The sequence below is a fragment of the Bradyrhizobium sp. P5_C12 genome, from assembly GCF_054049735.1.
Genome location: NZ_JBFULU010000012.1, coordinates 1 through 17,836 on the forward strand (window position 1 = coordinate 1; position 17,836 = coordinate 17,836).

General features: G+C 64.2%; 7 protein-coding genes. 1 reads left to right on the forward strand and 6 read right to left on the reverse strand.

Features of this window, described 5'->3' with window-relative positions; genetic code table 11:
• Positions 1–9,168 (forward strand): VCBS domain-containing protein (locus ACXJMY_RS13385; protein WP_456619813.1); only part of this gene is annotated, 9,168 nt, incomplete at its 5' end.
• 431 nt (positions 9,169–9,599) lie between these two features.
• Here ACXJMY_RS13385 and ACXJMY_RS13390 read toward each other — a convergent pair.
• The 6 genes from ACXJMY_RS13390 to ACXJMY_RS13415 all read right to left on the reverse strand — a co-directional run bounded on the left by ACXJMY_RS13390 (position 9,600) and on the right by ACXJMY_RS13415 (position 17,760).
• Positions 9,600–10,601 carry an MFS transporter gene (locus ACXJMY_RS13390; RefSeq protein ID WP_456619814.1) on the reverse strand — a complete coding sequence of 334 codons (1,002 nt, stop codon included), beginning with the start codon at positions 10,599–10,601 and terminating at the stop codon, positions 9,600–9,602.
• A gap of 427 nt (positions 10,602–11,028) precedes the next feature.
• A complete protein-coding gene (locus ACXJMY_RS13395; RefSeq protein WP_456619815.1) occupies positions 11,029–11,235 on the reverse strand; it encodes a hypothetical protein in 207 nt (68 codons plus the stop codon).
• 315 nt (positions 11,236–11,550) lie between these two features.
• Positions 11,551–14,700 carry an efflux RND transporter permease subunit gene (locus ACXJMY_RS13400; RefSeq protein WP_456619816.1) on the reverse strand — a complete coding sequence of 1,050 codons (3,150 nt, stop codon included), beginning with the start codon at positions 14,698–14,700 and terminating at the stop codon, positions 11,551–11,553.
• Complete coding sequence (locus ACXJMY_RS13405; RefSeq protein WP_456619817.1) at positions 14,697–15,779, reverse strand: efflux RND transporter periplasmic adaptor subunit; 1,083 nt, start codon at positions 15,777–15,779, stop codon at positions 14,697–14,699. Before ACXJMY_RS13405 ends, ACXJMY_RS13400 begins: the two co-directional genes overlap by 4 nt.
• Positions 15,776–16,903, reverse strand: coding sequence for an efflux RND transporter periplasmic adaptor subunit (locus tag ACXJMY_RS13410; protein ID WP_456619818.1), 1,128 nt, complete (start codon positions 16,901–16,903; stop codon positions 15,776–15,778). The genes ACXJMY_RS13405 and ACXJMY_RS13410 overlap by 4 nt, the downstream gene beginning before the upstream one ends.
• Positions 16,900–17,760 (reverse strand): sensor histidine kinase, encoded by an 861-nt coding sequence (locus ACXJMY_RS13415; RefSeq protein ID WP_456619937.1) that lies wholly within the window; start codon positions 17,758–17,760, stop codon positions 16,900–16,902. Before ACXJMY_RS13415 ends, ACXJMY_RS13410 begins: the two co-directional genes overlap by 4 nt.
• Positions 17,761–17,836: the final 76 nt, after the last annotated feature.

Below are 17,836 nucleotides of genomic sequence, written 5' to 3' on the forward strand. Positions count from 1 at the left end.
GTCGCGAGCAATGACAGCGACGTCGATGACGGCGCCACGCTGAGCTACAGCCTCGATGCGGCAGTCGCCGGGCTGACGATCAACCCGGACGGCAGCTACAGCTTCGATGCCGCCAACGCGGCCTACCAGCATCTGGCGCAGGGCGCCACCACCGACGTGGTGGCGAGCTACACCGTCACCGACGAGCATGGCGCGACCTCGGGCGCGACGCTGACGATCACGCTGACCGGCACCAATGACGCCCCGGTCGCGGTGGCCGACACCAGCAGCGGTCTGGAAGATGCCACCATCACCGGCACGGTTGCGACCAACGACAGCGACGTCGATGACGGCGCGGCGCTGAGCTACAGCCTCGATGCCGCGGTGGCCGGCCTGACGCTGAACCCGGACGGCAGCTACAGCTTCGATGCCGGCAATGCGGCCTACCAGCATTTGGCGCAGGGCGCCACCACCGACGTGGTGGCGAACTACACCGTCACCGACGAGCATGGCGCCAGCGCCGCCGCGACGCTGACCATCACCCTGACCGGCACCAACGACGCCCCGGTCGCGGTGGCCGACACCAGCAGCGGTCTGGAAGATGCCACCATCACCGGCACGGTTGCGACCAACGACAGCGACGTCGATGACGGCGCGGCGCTGAGCTACAGCCTCGATGCCGCGGTCGCTGGCCTGACGATCAACCCGGACGGCAGCTACAGCTTCGATGCCGCCAATGCGGCCTACCAGCATCTGGCGCAGGGCGCCACCACCGACGTGGTGGCGAACTACACCGTCACCGACGAGCATGGCGCAACCTCGGGCGCGACGCTGACGATCACGCTGACCGGCACCAATGACGCCCCGGTCGCGGTGGCCGACACCAGCAGCGGTCTGGAAGATGCCACCATCACCGGCACGGTTGCGACCAACGACAGCGACGTCGATGACGGCGCGGCGCTGAGCTACAGCCTCGATGCCGCGGTCGCCGGCCTGACGCTGAACCCGGACGGCAGCTACAGCTTCGATGCGTCGAATGCGGCCTACCAGCATCTGGCGCAGGGCGCCACCACCGATGTGGTGGCGAACTACACCGTCACCGACGAACATGGCGCAACCTCGGGCGCGACGCTGACGATCACGCTGACCGGCACCAACGACACGCCGGTCGCGGTCGCCGACACCAGCAGTGGTCTGGAAGACAGCACCATCGCCGGCACCGTCGCGAGCAATGACAGCGACGTCGATGACGGCGCGGCGCTGAGCTACAGCCTCGATGCCGCGGTGGCCGGTCTGACGATCAACCCGGACGGCAGCTACAGCTTCGACGCCGCCAACGCCGCCTACCAGCATTTGGCCGAGGGCGCCACCACCGACGTGGTGGCGAACTACACGGTCACCGACGAGCATGGCGCAACCTCGGGCGCGACGCTGACGATCACGCTGACCGGCACCAACGACACGCCGGTCGCGGTCGCCGACACCAATGCCGGCACCGAGGACAGCACCATCACCGGCACGGTCGCAACGAATGACAGCGACGTCGACGACGGCGCCAACCTGAGTTATGCGCAGACCAGCGCGGTCGCCGGCCTGACGCTGAACCCGGACGGCAGCTACAGCTTCGACGCCGCCAACGCCGCCTACCAGCATCTGGCGCAGGGCTCCACCACGGACGTGGTGGCGAACTACACCGTCACCGACGAGCACGGCGCGACGTCGAACGCGACGCTGACCATCACGCTGACCGGCACCAACGACGCCCCGGTCGCGGTGGCCGACACCAGCAGCGGTCTGGAAGATTCCACCATCACCGGCACGGTTGCGAGCAACGACAGCGACGTCGATGACGGGGCCAGCCTGAGCTACAGCCTCGATGCCGCGGTGGCCGGCCTCACGCTGAATCCGGACGGCAGCTACAGCTTCGATGCGTCGAATGCCGCCTACCAGCACCTGGCGCAGGGCGCCACGACGGATGTGGTGGCGAACTACACCGTCACCGACGAGCATGGCGCGACGTCGAACGCGACGCTGACGATCACGCTGACCGGCACCAACGACGCCCCGGTCGCGGTGGCTGACACCAGCAGCGGTCTGGAAGACAGCACCATCACCGGCACCGTCGCGAGCAATGACAGCGACGTCGATGACGGCGCCACGCTGAGCTACAGCCTCGATGCGGCGGTGGCCGGCCTCACGCTGAACCCGGACGGCAGCTACAGCTTCGATGCGTCGAATGCGTCCTACCAACACCTGGGCCAAGGCGCCACCACCGACGTGGTGGCGAGCTACACCGTCACCGACGAGCATGGCGCGACGGCGAGCTCGACGCTGACCATCACCCTGACCGGCACCAACGACACGCCGGTCGCGGTGGCCGACACCAATGCCGGCACCGAGGACAGCACCATCACCGGCACCGTCGCAAGCAATGACAGCGACGTCGATGACGGCGCCACGCTGAGCTACAGCCTCGATGCCGCGGTGGCCGGCCTGACGCTGAACCCGGACGGCAGCTACAGCTTCGATGCCGCCAACGCGGCCTACCAGCACCTGGCGCAGGGCGCCACGACGGATGTGGTGGCGAACTACACCGTCACCGACGAGCATGGCGCAACCTCGGGCGCGACCCTGACGATCACGCTGACCGGCACCAACGACGCCCCGGTCGCGGTGGCTGACACCAGCAGCGGTCTGGAAGACAGCACCATCACCGGCACCGTCGCGAGCAATGACAGCGACGTCGATGACGGCGCCACGCTGAGCTACAGCCTCGATGCGGCAGTCGCCGGCCTGACGCTGAACCCGGACGGCAGCTACAGCTTCGATGCCGGCAACGCCGCCTACCAGCATCTGGCGCAGGGCGCCACCACCGACGTGGTGGCGAGCTACACCGTCACCGACGAGCATGGCGCGAGCGCCGCCGCGACGCTGACCATCACCCTGACCGGCACCAACGACGCCCCGGTCGCGGTCGCCGACACCAGCAGCGGTCTGGAAGACAGCACCATCGCCGGCACCGTCGCGAGCAATGACAGCGACGTCGATGACGGCGCCGCTCTGAGCTACAGCCTCGATGCCGCGGTGGCCGGCCTGACGCTGAACCCGRACGGCAGCTATAGCTTCGATGCGTCGAATGCGGCCTACCAGCATCTGGCGCAGGGCGCCACCACSGACGTGGTGGCGAACTACACCGTCACCGACGAGCATGGCGCCAGCGCCGCCGCGACGCTGACCATCACCCTGACCGGCACCAACGACRCSCCGGTCGCGGTGGCCGACGCCAATAGCGGTCTGGAAGAYRSCACCATCACCGGCACGGTCGCGACCAATGACAGCGACRTCGATGACGGCGCGATCCTGACCTATGCGCAGACCAGCGCGGTGGCCGGCCTGACGCTGAACCCGGACGGCAGCTAYAGCTTCGACGCCGCCAACGCCGCCTACCAGCATTTGGCCGAGGGCGCCACCACCGACGTGGTAGCGAACTACACGGTCACCGACGAGCATGGCGCGACGGCGAGTTCGACGCTGACGATCACGCTGACCGGCACCAACGACACGCCGGTCGCGGTCGCCGACACCAATGCCGGCACCGAGGACAGCACCATCGCCGGCACCGTCGCGAGTAACGACAGCGACATTGATGACGGGGCCAGCCTGACCTATGCGCAGACCAGCGCGGTCGCCGGGCTGACGATCAACCCGGACGGCAGCTACAGCTTCGATGCGTCGAATGCGTCCTACCAACACCTGGGCCAAGGCGCCACCACCGACGTGGTGGCGAACTACACCGTCACCGACGAGCATGGCGCGAGCGCCGCCGCGACGCTGACCATCACCCTGACCGGCACCAACGACGCGCCGGTCGCGGTGGCCGACACCAACGCGGGCAGCGAGGACAGCACCATCACCGGCACCGTCGCGAGCAATGACAGCGACGTCGATGACGGGGCCAGCCTGACCTATGCGCAGACCAGCGCGGTCGCCGGGCTGACGCTGAACCCGGACGGCAGCTACAGCTTTGATGCCGCCAACGCGGCCTACCAGCATCTGGCGCAGGGCGCCACCACCGACGTGGTGGCGAACTACACCGTCAACGACGAACATGGCGCGACGTCGAACGCGACGCTGACGATCACCCTGACCGGCACCAATGACGCGCCGGTCGCGGTGGCCGACGCCAACAGCGGCCTGGAAGACAGCACCATCGCCGGCACCGTCGCGAGCAATGACAGCGACGTCGATGACGGCGCCACGCTGAGCTACAGCCTCGATGCGGCAGTCGCCGGGCTGACGATCAACCCGGACGGCAGCTACAGCTTCGATGCCGCCAACGCGGCCTACCAGCATCTGGCGCAGGGCGCCACCACCGACGTGGTGGCGAGCTACACCGTCACCGACGAGCATGGCGCGACGGCGAACTCGACGCTGACCATCACCCTGACCGGCACCAACGACACCGCCGTGATCGGCGGCGTCGCCACCGGCAGCGTGACCGAAGACGTAAGCCCCGTCGCCGGCAACATCGCAACCAGCGGCGCGCTCACCATCTCCGACGCCGACCAGGGCCAGGCCAATTTCACCACGACAGCCGGCACCGCCGGCAGCCACGGCTACGGCACCTTCACCCTCGATGCCGCCGGCAACTGGACCTACACCGCCGACAATAGCCAGACCGCCATCCAGCAGCTCGGCGCCGGGCAGTCGATCACAGACGCCTTCACCGCCGTCTCCTCCGACGGCTCGGCCAGCCAGATCGTCACCGTCACTATCAACGGCACCAACGATGCTCCGATTGTGGATCTCAATGGTGCGGCAACCGGAAATGACGCTTCCGCTTCGTTCATCGAACAGACCCCGTTGGTGGTCGTGCCTTCGGCGACGATCACTGACATCGATTCGGCCAATCTGACCTCATTGACGGCGACCTTGACGACGCGGCCCGACGGCGACACGGTCGAATCGTTGTCGCTGAACGCGGCCGCAACGGCAGCCGCGGCAGGTCTGACCGTGAGCTATACCCAGGCCACCGGGGTATTGTCGGTTACCGGCTCGGCTTCAAAGGCCACCTACCAGACGATCCTGGACGGCATCGTCTACAACAACACCAGCGACGCGCCGACCACGACACCGCGGACGTTGAACGTGGTGGTCAACGACGGCGCCGATTCCAGCATCTCGCACAGCGTCAGCATCAGCGTTGCCCCCGTAAATGACGCCCCGGTTGTGGACCTCAACGGTGCAGGAGCCGGCAATGACGCCACGGCCGCGTTCACGGAACAGACGCCTCTGGTGATTGCGCCTTCGGCGACCATCACCGATGTCGACTCGGCCAACCTGCAGTCGCTGACGGCCACGCTGACGGCGCGCCCCGATGGCAACACGGTCGAGTCCCTGTCGCTCAATGCCGCAGCGGCGGCGGCCGCCGCCGGTTTGACCGTGAGCTATAGCCAGACGACCGGGGTATTGTCGGTTATCGGCTCGGCTTCCAAGGCCACCTACCAGACGATCCTGGACGGCATCGTCTACAACAACACCAGCGACGCACCGACGACGACCAGCCGGACGGTGAACGTGGTGGTCAATGACGGCGCCGATTCCAGCGTCTCGCACAGCGTCAGCATCAGCGTTGCCCCCGTGAATGACGCCCCGGTTGTGGACCTCAACGGTGCAGGAGCCGGCAACGACGCCACGGCCGCGTTCACCGAACAGACGCCTCTGGCGATTGCGCCGTCGGCGACGATCACTGACGTCGACTCGGCCAATCTGACATCATTGACGGCGACCTTGACGACGCGACCCGATGGCAACACGGTCGAATCGTTGTCGTTGAATGCGGCGGCAACGGCAGCCGCGGCAGGTCTGACCGTGAGCTATAGCCAGGCCACCGGGGTATTATCGGTTAGCGGCTCGGCTTCAAAGGCCACCTATCAAACGATCCTGGACGGCATCGTCTACAACGATACCAGCGATACGCCGACCACGGCATCGCGGACGGTGAACGTGGTGGTCAGTGACGGGACCGACTCCAGCGTCTCGCACAGCGTCAGCATCAGCGTCGCCGCCGTGAACGACGTCCCGGTTGTCGACCTCAACGGTGCAGGAGCCGGCAATGACGCCACGGCCGCGTTCACCGAGCAGACGCCTCTGGTCATTGCGCCGTCGGCGACCATCACCGATGTCGACACGGCCAACCTGCAGTCGCTGACGGCCACGCTGACGGCGCGGCCCGATGGCAACGCGGTCGAGTCACTGTCGCTCAATGCCGCTGCGACGGCCGCGGCGGCCGGTTTGACCGTCACCTACACCGCGGCAACCGGTGTCCTCTCGATCACCGGCTCGGCCTCAAAGGCCACCTACCAGACGATTCTCGACGGCATCGTCTACAACAACACCAGCGACGCGCCGACGACGACCAGCCGGACGGTGAACGTGGTGGTCAATGACGGCACCGACTCCAGCGTCTCGCACAGCGTCACCGTCAGCGTCGCCGCCGTAAACGACGCTCCCGTGGCGGCAAGCGACAGCTATATCCTGGATACCAGCGTCAGTAATACGTTGACTGTGTCAGCGACGGGTGTCCTTGCCAATGACAGCGATCCCGACAGCGCGATCACGGCGGTGAAAGACACAAACCCGACCCACGGAACGGTGACGTTGAACGCAAATGGCTCGTTTACATATACGCGAACTGACACCTCCTTCCTGGGCACGGACAGCTTTACCTACCACGCGACCGACGGCTCCCTGTCCGGCAGTCCGGTGACTGTAACGATTACGCTTGCAGGCAGCGTGAGCGGGCACACGATCAATTTCGCAAACGGCACCGACATTGCGAACTTCGCCGACGCGACTTTCGACTTCAACGCAGCACCGGCACCCGGCAATTGGTCGATATTGATGGGCAACGGCGGCGATACGCTGGTGACAGCGTGGAATCACATCAACGGGACGACCACCTACAACGGTGGAAATGGCACAGACGACATCACCCTGGTTTTCTCCTCCACCCAGCTCGAGCAAATCCTCTCGAATGCAACGTTCGAAAGCGCGTTGCAAAACTACTTTGACGGTTCTCCAACGGGAACGCTCGATCTCCTGGCTTCGAGCTGGCAGGCTAGCGCCACCGGCTTTGAAAACGGAAATCTCGCGGTCGCGCTCAATGGAGGCGGCACGGTGACCTATTCCGCGATCACCGACGACTTGCCTAATCTGCTGGCGGGGTTAACCGGCAATTCCTCGGATAATACTCTGGTCGGAACTTCCAACGGTGAGACCATCTCGGGCAACGACGGCAACGATATCGTGGTGGGTCTCGGCGGCGACGACACCTTGAATGGCGGAAACGGCTCCGATCTGCTTCTCGGGGGTTCTGGAAACGACACGCTCACCGGCGGAGCGGGCATCGACATTCTGTCCGGCGGCATTGGCAACGACACGTTCAGATATACGATTGCTACCGACTCGAACCATGCCGGCTTCGACACGATCACCGATTTTACGTCGGGGTCCGATAAAATTGCGGCCACCTCGGGCTTTGCAATCACATCGATTGGCACATCGTTGGCCACGGCGACGAGCTCGGTTGGGGCGCATACGTTTGCCTGGTTCGTCGATACCGCCAACAACCAGACGATCGTCTATGGCAACGCCACGAATGGTGCTCTCGCAGGCGGCAACGCCGGCCTGCTGGAAATACATCTCGCAGGGGTAACGTCATTGACCGCCGCCGACTTTGCGACCGGAGTAGCTCCGGCCGGCATCGCCGGAGAGCAGATCAACCTCGGCCTGACCGATCCATCGTCGGACCCGAACGACCTCATCACGGTCACAATCAGCGGTGTTCCGTTAGGTTGGAGTCTGAACGCCGGGACGAACAACGGCGATGGCACCTGGACGGCGCAAACAAGTGATGTCCGGTCGCTGGCGGTTACCACGCTCACCGACTTCGCGGGCGCGGTTGTCCTGAACGTCGCGGAGACATGGACCGAGGCGGACGGCAGCACGGGGACCAGGCTTGTTTTCGACAATGTCGAAGCCTACGCGGCCGGCTTCCCAATCTTCGCCATTTCGGGGGACGACAACCTGACCGCTTCGAGCGGCAGCGACTTGATCGTTTTCGCCCAACCGATCGGCCACGATACGATCTACAATTTCGACACCGCGCACGACCAGATCGACCTGATCGGCTATGCCGAGTTCACCGGCTTCGGCGACATTCAGGCGCACACGGCCAATGACGGTGACGGCAACGCGGTGATCACACTGGGAGAAGGTCAGTCGATCACGCTGCATGGCGTCGATACGAATTCGCTAACCTCAAGCGACTTCGTATTCGATCAAACACCGGTCATGGAAAATTCAGGCAGCCTGGTGATCGGCGATGGCGCGATGCTGCCGTTGAGCGGCATCATCGACAACACCGGCACGATTGAGTTGAACTCAACCGGAAACGAGGCCGATCTGCAGTTGATCGAGCTTGGCATCACCCTGCTGGGCGGTGGCCATGTTGAATTGACTGACAGCAGCGAGAACGTCATCACCGGAACGGTCGCGGACGTCACGCTCACGAACGTTGACAACACCATCGCCGGCGCGGGACACATCGGGGATGGACTGATGACCCTCGTCAACGAGGGCACCATTATCGCTACCGGCACCAATTCTCTCGACATTGATACCGGGACCAACGCCGTCACCAACTCGGGTACCCTCGAGGCAACCGGCGACGGCGGGCTTGTCATTCACAGCGACGTCTTCAATACGGGTCTGTTGTGGGCCAACGACGGCAACGTCACGATCGACGGCAACGTCAACGGCAGTGGTTCAGCGCTGATCAGTGGGACCGCGACGCTGGCGTTTGCACATGCTTCGGCGGAAAATACCACGTTTGCTGCAGGCGCAACCGGAACCCTCATCCTCGGCGATTCGTTCAATTTCTCGGGGACCGTGTCCGGGATGACCGCAGACGATCATATCGATCTTCTCGACTTCAACTTCGCCAATGCTCCGACGCTGAACTACACCGCCAACGCCGACAACAGCGGCGGGACTCTGAGCATCACCGACGGAGCCCATACCGCCAACATCGCTTTGTTGGGAACGTTTGATCCCACCGGCTTCCAGATCGAGGCAGATAAGACAACGGGAACGTTGGTCAGCTACCACGATTTCCATCTGGCTTAGACGCGGGTCAGTCGCTGTATTGAAGAGAGCACATCCTCCATTGCGCATATCTCGCAGAGAAATGCCCAACTATTCGCGGGGATGCCCGCTTCGCAATGGGATCGAACGGTTACCAACACCGGATCTGGGGCTCACCCAAGCGCGTGGCTCGCAAGGCCGTAGGTTCGGTGCGTGACGTCCCAGGGTGTAGGCGACACGGCCGTCGTCCATCTGCGCGATGGTCGTAGCCCTGCCCGACATCGTCAAGGCTTCCGCCGGACATTCGGTCCCGCATCAAAGCGGTCGCCGAGGCTCACGCGAAGGTACCTAAACGTCGTTCAGCATCGCAGATTCCATTGCTTCCGTCCTGTTGTCATCGGCGCCGGACGACACTGCCGCCGCTTCGGCTGCTCCGCGTGAGCTTGTTGAATAAGCTCCGAGCCTGAGCGCGCTCACGCATGCCGCGATGATCGCGACCGCCGCGCCGAGGAAAAGGCAGATCGAGGGCGCACCGTTCGGACCGAACTCCGCATGATTGCGACGATGGCGGCCCCGAGCGACTGCCCCACCAGCCGCGCCGAACTCAGGCTGCCGCTTGCTGCCCCGCTTCTGGCCGGTGGCGCCGCGCTGATCAGAGCCCAGTTGTTGGGGGACTGGAACAGTCCGAAACCGACGCCGCAGACGGCCATGCTGCAAGCGATGCGGAGCGGTGTCGCTCCTGTCACCAGAATGGCCAGCGAGGCGAGCCCAGCCGCCAGCAACAATAGGCCGCCCGTGCACAACTGCGCGGCCGAGAATTTATCGACGAGATTGCCGGCCACCAGCGCGGTGACAATGACCGCCGCGGGCCACGGCGTGATCAGCAGGCCGATGACGGCGGGGTCATGATAGCCGATATGTTCGATGAAGAACGGCAGAACCAGGATCGCCGACATCTGCGCGATGAACGAGCAGATCGACGTCAGCACTGCCATCCGAAAGAGCGGCAGCCTGATCAGGTCAATTGGGAGGAGCGGCGTCGGCTTCTGTCCCTCGCGCTGCAGATAGGCCCACCAGAACAACACCGTCCCGACGATCAAAGCGGCCAGGAGCCACCAGGGCTGTTCGTGACCGAACCCGTTGAATGTGAACAACAGCAGACCGAACGCAGCCGAATAGAGAAACGCGCCCCCAAGATCGAACGGCCGCGCATAGACCGGTGTTTTAGGGATCGAATAGAGCGCGACCAGAAACGCGATCAGGCCGGTCGGCACGTTAACTGCAAACAGGCCGTGCCAGCCGAAATATTTGATGATCAACGATCCGACTGGCGCGCCGGCCGTAAAGGCCGAGGCTGCCACGAAAGAGTTGATGCCGATGCCCTTGCCGAGTTCGTGCTTCGAGCCGCCTTGCGGAAAGCGAGCGGCTGATGGCGCATCGATATGACGCCGAAGATGCGAAGAGCCCGCTCGCATGGGTCAACGCAACAGTTGCGCGATGGGGCCCGCGCCGAGCTGCGTTGCGCCTTCGTTCGACTTTCCGCCGCCTCTGCCCAGCGGATTGCGCGGATCTGTCCTGTTCCCGCCTCGCCCCACCTGACTTCCGGACGAAAGATTGACTAAGCACCAGTAGCCGCTGACCGCTTGTCGGAATGGCCTCTGCGAGGGGTCGCCAAGCCATTGAAAAGCTTGGTGGGCGCACGAGGGCTCGAACCTGGGACCCGCTGATTAAGAGTCAGCGACGGATAGAGAACAATCAATGACTTACTGGTCGCAGCACTGGGCTTATCCGACTGATAATAGGCATTCGTCGCACGGTCGCAACCTTGCCCGCGCGGCGATACTCCGGAAGGCAGCGGCCAATGTTGCAGGATGAAGCCGGTTCTAAGCACATCGCGATGCGCTAATTGCACACCATAACGCGCCGGTACCGCCTGTAGACGTAGTAGCAGTCACTGCCCGAGGAATAGTCATAGCCCGAGCCGCCATAGGCGTAGCCGGCAGTGGCTCCGGCAGCATAGGCGCCTGCGGCATAGGCGGCGCGATGGCCGTAGCGGCCGTAGTCCCCGAAGCGGTTGTAGGTGACCGATGTGGCGCGAGCCGCGTTCACCACCGCCGGTCCGCCCCGCCCGGCCCCTGCGAGAGCACCGCGCGGTGCAGCTCCAGCACCGAGACGAGGCGCCGGGCCGCCGAGGCCGGCACGCGGCGCACCGCCAGGTCCCATCGGAGGACGAGCCGCGAAGGCCGGAGGACCTCCCGCTGCCAGCGGAGGCGGGCCGGCGGCCGCCATCGGCGGAGGCCCGGCCATCGGGGGCGGCGGAGGGAACTGCGCGAATGCTGCATTGGAAGACAAGGTCATGATTGCGAGTGCTGCGGTAAGCGGCAGAATTGGAAGTATCTTGTGGGACATAGTCTTTTCTCCTGTTTAGATCTGTGTTTCGAGAACTGGCGCGGGCTTGGATACGGAGATCGCCTCCGTGGCTGGCGTGTCGTGCGCAGGCGCGGTGGGCCCGTGCGGGGTTGAGTGATCGCTGTGATGAGGGTGAATGCGGAACCAGGCCACATACAGCGCGGGCAGGAACAGCAGCGTCAGCAGGGTGCCGACGATGATGCCGCCCATCATCGCGTAGGCTATCGGGCCCCAGAAGATCTCGCGCGCGATCGGAATCAGCGCGAGACTCGCCGCGGCCGCCGTCAACAGAATCGGCCGCATGCGATGCTCGGTCGCCTCCACGACGGCATCCCAAGCCGCGCGCCCCTCCTTCCTCAAATCCTCGATCTGCACGATCAGGATCACGGAGTTGCGCACCAGGATGCCGATCAGGGCGAGCACGCCGAGGATGGCCACGAAGCCAAGCGGGGCGCCGCTCGGCAGTAGCGCCATGACCACACCGATGACGGCGAGCGGCGCAACGGCGAACACCAGAAACAAGCGATGAAAGCTCTGCAACTGGATCATCAGGACCGTCGCCATGACGAAGAGCATGAGCGGAACGACGGCCATGATCGGCGCCTGGCTCTTGGCGCTCTCCTCCACGGAGCCGCCGGTCATCACCGAATAGCCGGCCGGCAGCGCTTTGCTGAACTCCGCCACCTTCGTCGCGAGCTGGTCTACGACGGTCTTGGGCTGCACGTTGCCAACGATGCCGGCCTTCAACGTGATGGTGGGGATCCGTGCACGCCGCCAGATCGTCGGCTGCTCGAGCTCGTAACGCAAATTGGCCACGGCCCCGAGCGGCACGGATTGACCGCCGAGTCCGGTCAATTGCAGGTCGCGCAGCGTGTTGATGGAGGCACGTTCCGGCGCGGTTGCACGTCCGGTGACATTGACCAGGTAGATGCTGTCGCGCACCTGGGTGATCGGCGAGCCTTCGAGCACGGAGTTCAAGGTCGTCGCAATGTCCTCCGAGGTCACGCCGAGCTGGCGCGCCTTGTCCTGGAGAACGTCGACCTTGACGACGCGGGCCGGCTCCATCCAGTCGAACACGACATTGCCGAGGTCGGGGTTGCTCCGCACGATGCCGGCAAGCTTCTGCGAGAGGTCTCGCACCTTCGCGATGTCGGGCCCGCTCAAGCGATACTGCACGGGACGCCCCACCGGGGGGCCGACTTCGAGCAGCTTGACGTAGGTGTCGGTCCCGGGGAACGTCTTCTTCAGATAGTCCTCGAACCGTGCCTTGACCTCGTCGCGCGCCTTGATGCCGCCTTTGGTCACGACCACCATCTGGCCAAACCAGGTGTTGGCGGTCTGTACGTCGAAGGACAGGACGAAGCGCGGCGAGCCGGTGCCGACATAGGTCGACCAGTGATCGACCGAATTGTTGCCCTGAAGCTGCTCGCGCTCGAAGCGCGCCATCTGTGCATTGGAGTCCGCGATCGACGCGTTCTGCGGCAAGTTCCAGTCGATCACCAGCTCGGCGCGATCCGATGACGGGAAAAACTGCTGCTGCACGAAATTCATGCCGAACAGCGCCAGCAGAAAGGCTGCAACCGTGACGCCGATGGTGACCCAGCGGTAGTGCATGCAGAAGAGCAAGACACGCGCGAACAACTGCGCTACGCGCCCCTTCTCCGCATGATGACCCTTTATTTTTGCAGGCAGGATGGTGACGCCGAGCAACGGCGTGAACAGCACCGCGACGATCCAGGAGACGATCAGGGAGACCGCGATGACAACGAACAGCGTGAAGGTGAACTCGCCCGCATTGCTGTTATTGAGCCCGATCGGAATGAAGCCGGCCACGGTCACCAGCGTGCCAGTCAGCATAGGAAACGCGGTCGAGGTATAGACATGGGTCGCGGCCTTTTCGAGGGGATCTCCGACCTCGAGCCGCGCCACCATCATTTCGACCGCGATCATGGCGTCATCTACCAGGAGGCCGAGCGCGATGATCAAGGCACCAAGCGAGATTCGCTGAAGCGAAATGCCGGCGTAGGCCATCACGACGAAGGTGATGGCCAGAACCAGCGGAATCGCAATCGCGACGACGAGTCCGGCGCGCATGCCCAGGCTGAGAAAGCTGATGCCGAGGACGATGATCACGGCCTCGAACAGCGCCTCGGTGAAGCCGGACACGGCATGCTCGACCACGATGGGTTGATCGGCGACGAGTTGAACGCCGACGCCGACCGGCAAGTCGGCCGTGATTTTCGACATCTCCTCCTTCAGCGCCTCGCCGAAGTGCAGCAGATTTGCTCCCGACTTCATGCCGATGGCAAGCGCGATCGCCGGCTCGCCATTGTATCTGAACAACGTCCTGGCCGGGTCGGCATAACCGCGCGTGATGGTTGCGACGTCAGTCAGCGGAAAGAAGCGATCGTTGATGCGCAGATTGACTGCCTTCAGGCTTGCCTCAGACGTGAACTGGCCGTTCACCCGCACGCTGATCCGCTCCGGCCCCTCCTGAAAGACGCCGGACGGGGCGACCGCATTCTGCCCCTGCAGAGAATTCATGATGGAGTGGACGTCGAGACCAAGGGCCGCAATCTTGCGGGTGGAGAATTCCAGATAGATCACCTCGTCCTGGGCGCCCAGGATGTCGACCTTGCCGACATCAGGCACGGTCAAGACCTTGGCCCGGACGTCTTCCACTTGATCGCGCAGCTGACGTTGGCTCAAGCCGTCGCTGGTGAACGCATAGATGTTGCCGAACACGTCGCCGAAGCGATCGTTGAAGCCGGGCCCAATCACTCCTTGCGGGAAATCGCCCTTGATATCCGCGATCATGTTGCGGACGCGAACCCATGTCGGCTTGACGTCGGCAGCCTTGGTGGTGTCGCGCAGATAAACGAAGACGGTGGTCTGGCCCGCAACGGTCACGCTCTTGGTGTAATCGAGCGATTCCAGCTCCTCGAGCTTCTTCTCGATCCGGTCGGTGACCTGACGTGTCATCTCTTCAGGCGAGGCGCCCGGCCACTGCGCCTGAATCACCATCGTTTTGATGGTGAAGTCGGGGTCTTCCTGCCGTCCCAGCTGAAGGTAGGCAAAAAGTCCCGCTGCCATAAAGGCAATCATGAAATACCAGACGAGCGAACGATGACTGAGCGCCCAGTCGGAAAGGTTGAACGACTTCATGGCTTCTGATCCTGTTCGATACGGACTTGCTGTCCTGGCTTGAGGCTGTGGATCCCGGCGGTGACGACGCGCGCGCCGGGAGCCAGTCCGCCGGTGACGCGCGCGCCGATTGGGTCAGCGACGACATCGACTTTTTGCAGCGACACCGTGCTGGCGGGTTGATCGACGATCCACACGAAGTTCGCGCCGTCCTTGGCGAGCAGCGCCGAGGCGGGCACGCGCAATATCCGGGCCTGACCCTTGTCAAGTTTCGCGGTGACGGTCGCGCCAAGGCGGAAGCCTTCAGGCGGGTTGTTGAGCGCAATGCGGACCCGCCGCAGGCGCGTTACCGGATCGGCTTGCGGCGCGATCTCGCGAATGCTGCCTTGCACCTGAACGGCGGGCACGAGCTGTAAGCTGACCGTAAACGGCAGGCCGACCTCCAGTGGAACCGGAAAGTCCTGTCCGATATCGACGACGGCTTCGCGAATATCGGGTCTCGCGATTGTCACCACGCTTTGGCCGGGAGATACCACCTGGCCGACTTCCGCGCCGACTGCGGTGACCACACCGGCGAAGTCGGCCTTGATCTGAGAATAGCCGAGCTGCTCGATCGCCTTGGTCAGGCTTGCCTGTTCGTGCGCCACCGTTGCTTCGGCGCCGGCGCGCGCCTGCTCKGCGTTATCCAGCGTCTGCTTTGTGGTCGCGTCGGTGGTGATGAGCGTTCGCTGCCGTTCCTCCGTGGCTCTGACGGTCGCGAACTGGGCCTCGGCTTTGGCAAGCTCCCCTTTGGCCGAGCGAACCGCGAGCTCAAGGGCCGTCTGGTCAATGATGCCGACCGTCTGTCCTTCATTCACGAGATCGCCGACATAGACCGGGCGCGTCGTCAGGCGTCCCAGCACACGGAATCCGAGATTGGTTTTGTAGCGCGGCTCGACAACGCCCACCGCAACTGTATCGTCGGCGTGGTCCGCTTCGAGAAGCACCGATTGGACGGGCCGCGCGGGCTCCGGCGCCTTTGTTTCCTGCTGACATCCGGCAAGTGCGAGTGCGAGTGCGCATGCAAGCGGGGCAGCCACAATCATTGCGCGGTTGGTCATGAGCGGTCTCCTTCATAAGTCACGGGCTGGCCCACGCTCAAAAGTTTGCCGCCGTCGACGATGACGCGCTCGCCCGGCTCGAGACCTGCCTTGATCAATACTTCTCCGGCCTCGTATGCACCGACTGTTACCGGCTTCAGCGAAGCTGTCCGCGTAGCCGGATCGACGGTCCAGACCGCGGGGCTGGTGCCCGCCGCCATCAATGCGCGCCAGGGCAATGCGATTTGCTGCTGGGCCTTTACTTTCACGGATCCCGCGACGGGGCTTCCAAGCGTCATTGCGGCAGGCGGGTCCTTGATGGCCACCTTGACCCGAATGGTTGAACTCTTGGCGTCGACGGCCGGCGAAACCTCCCGAACGTGGCCGCTTGCGGTCACGCCCGCATCGGAGACCAGCGCCAACGAAACGTTGCGGTCGTCGGCATTGCTGAGGAAAATGGACTCATAGACGTCAAAGACGGCGTCCCGCTCCCCATCCTGCGCCAGCGACAATACGGGTTGCGCAGCCTGAACGACTTGACCGGTTTCCAGACTGCGTGCGGTGACGACGCCGTCCGCTTCGGCGCGCAGCGCCGTGTAGCCAAGAACATCCTTTGACGTGCCCAGTTGCGCCCTTGCCGCTTCGAGCGCGCCTTCTGCGGTCCGCAATCCTTCCTGCGCCTGGTCGTAGGCCGTACGCGTGGTGAAGCCGCTGGCGATCAGCGCCTTCTGCCGCTCGAAAGTCGCCTTCGCCACACGCAGCTGGGATTCGGCGGCGAGGACAGCAGCGGTCGCAGCATCGACATCGGCCTCCTGCTCGGCGGGGTCGAGAAGGGCCAGCACTTCGCCGGCCTTGACGTGGGTCCCGACATCGACATAGCGCGCGATCACACGTCCGCTGACACGGAACGAGAGATCGGCGCGAAAGCGGGGCTGCACCTCGCCGGTCAAGGTGATCGAGGCTTGCCGGTCCTTCGGCTGGACGACCTCCGTGCGCACGAACGCGGCATGTGCGGATGGGATATCGGTGCGATCGTTGCAGCCACTGAGCGCGGCTGCAACGAGCGCAAGCGCCAAGCCGGCGAGAGGCCTCAGCAAGCACTCGGTTCGATCGATTTTGGCGGGGTTCGAATAGCGCGGTTTCATAGCGCGTCCATGCGGTGAGAGGGTGACAGCAGCTCGCCCAAAACGTCCGGGCCCTTGCAAAGCGGAGCCTGTTCGTTCGGATGCGCTCGCGACAAGTTTGGATCCGCTTCGATCACGGCCTGGCGTCCGACCTGATCCGAGAGGCCGGAGCCCGAGCCAAGCGTCACGGACGACCTCGCCCTCAGCGGGCGCGGCGACCTGATGCGGCGCGTCGCCATCGACCAGCTCGCCCGTTGTTCCCGCTCGCTCAAGTGAAACGAGAGAACGACGGATGTGAACTCGGCGGCGAAGCCGTGCTCGATCCGTCCCCCGAGCCCCTTGGTAAGGTCACTGCTGATCTGGAGCTCCCGACCCGGGGCCGCCCGCGCCGACCGCGAGCCGTTGTCCAGCACGACGCAGTTCGCCACCGCGCCGATGCGCGCCAGCTTGACTTTGATCTCGCCGGCTCGCCCATCGAAACACGCATGCTTCGCTGCGTTTACGATGAGGCCGTGGACGATCAGGCCAAGGCGCCAGCACCGCTCTGTTTGAAGCGGGAGAGAGTCGGTGGTGAGTGTCAGCCGGATCCCCATCCGATCCAGCAGGGACTGGCGCATGGCGCAGCCCAGTCTGCGAATGTAGGTTGCGGCATCGTTGAGGGCTTCGCCCTGGGGCATTGTAAGCGCCCGATGCAGCTCGGCATGTCCGTGCAACAGCTCGACCACACCGCTTAAGGCGGCCTTGGCTTCCGCCCCATCGGCCCGGAGGACCGCAACCGAGACCAGATCGATCGCCGAGGCGATCCCTTTATCGACCCTGTGATGCAGTTCACGCAGCAGGACGCCAGCTTCTGGGTGGTGCGGGTCCGGGCTCAACATAGTCACTGTGATCTCCTGAAGTGGACCTGATGATCGGGGCCAACGTGCACTTTTGCGGGCCTCGACCATCCGGAAG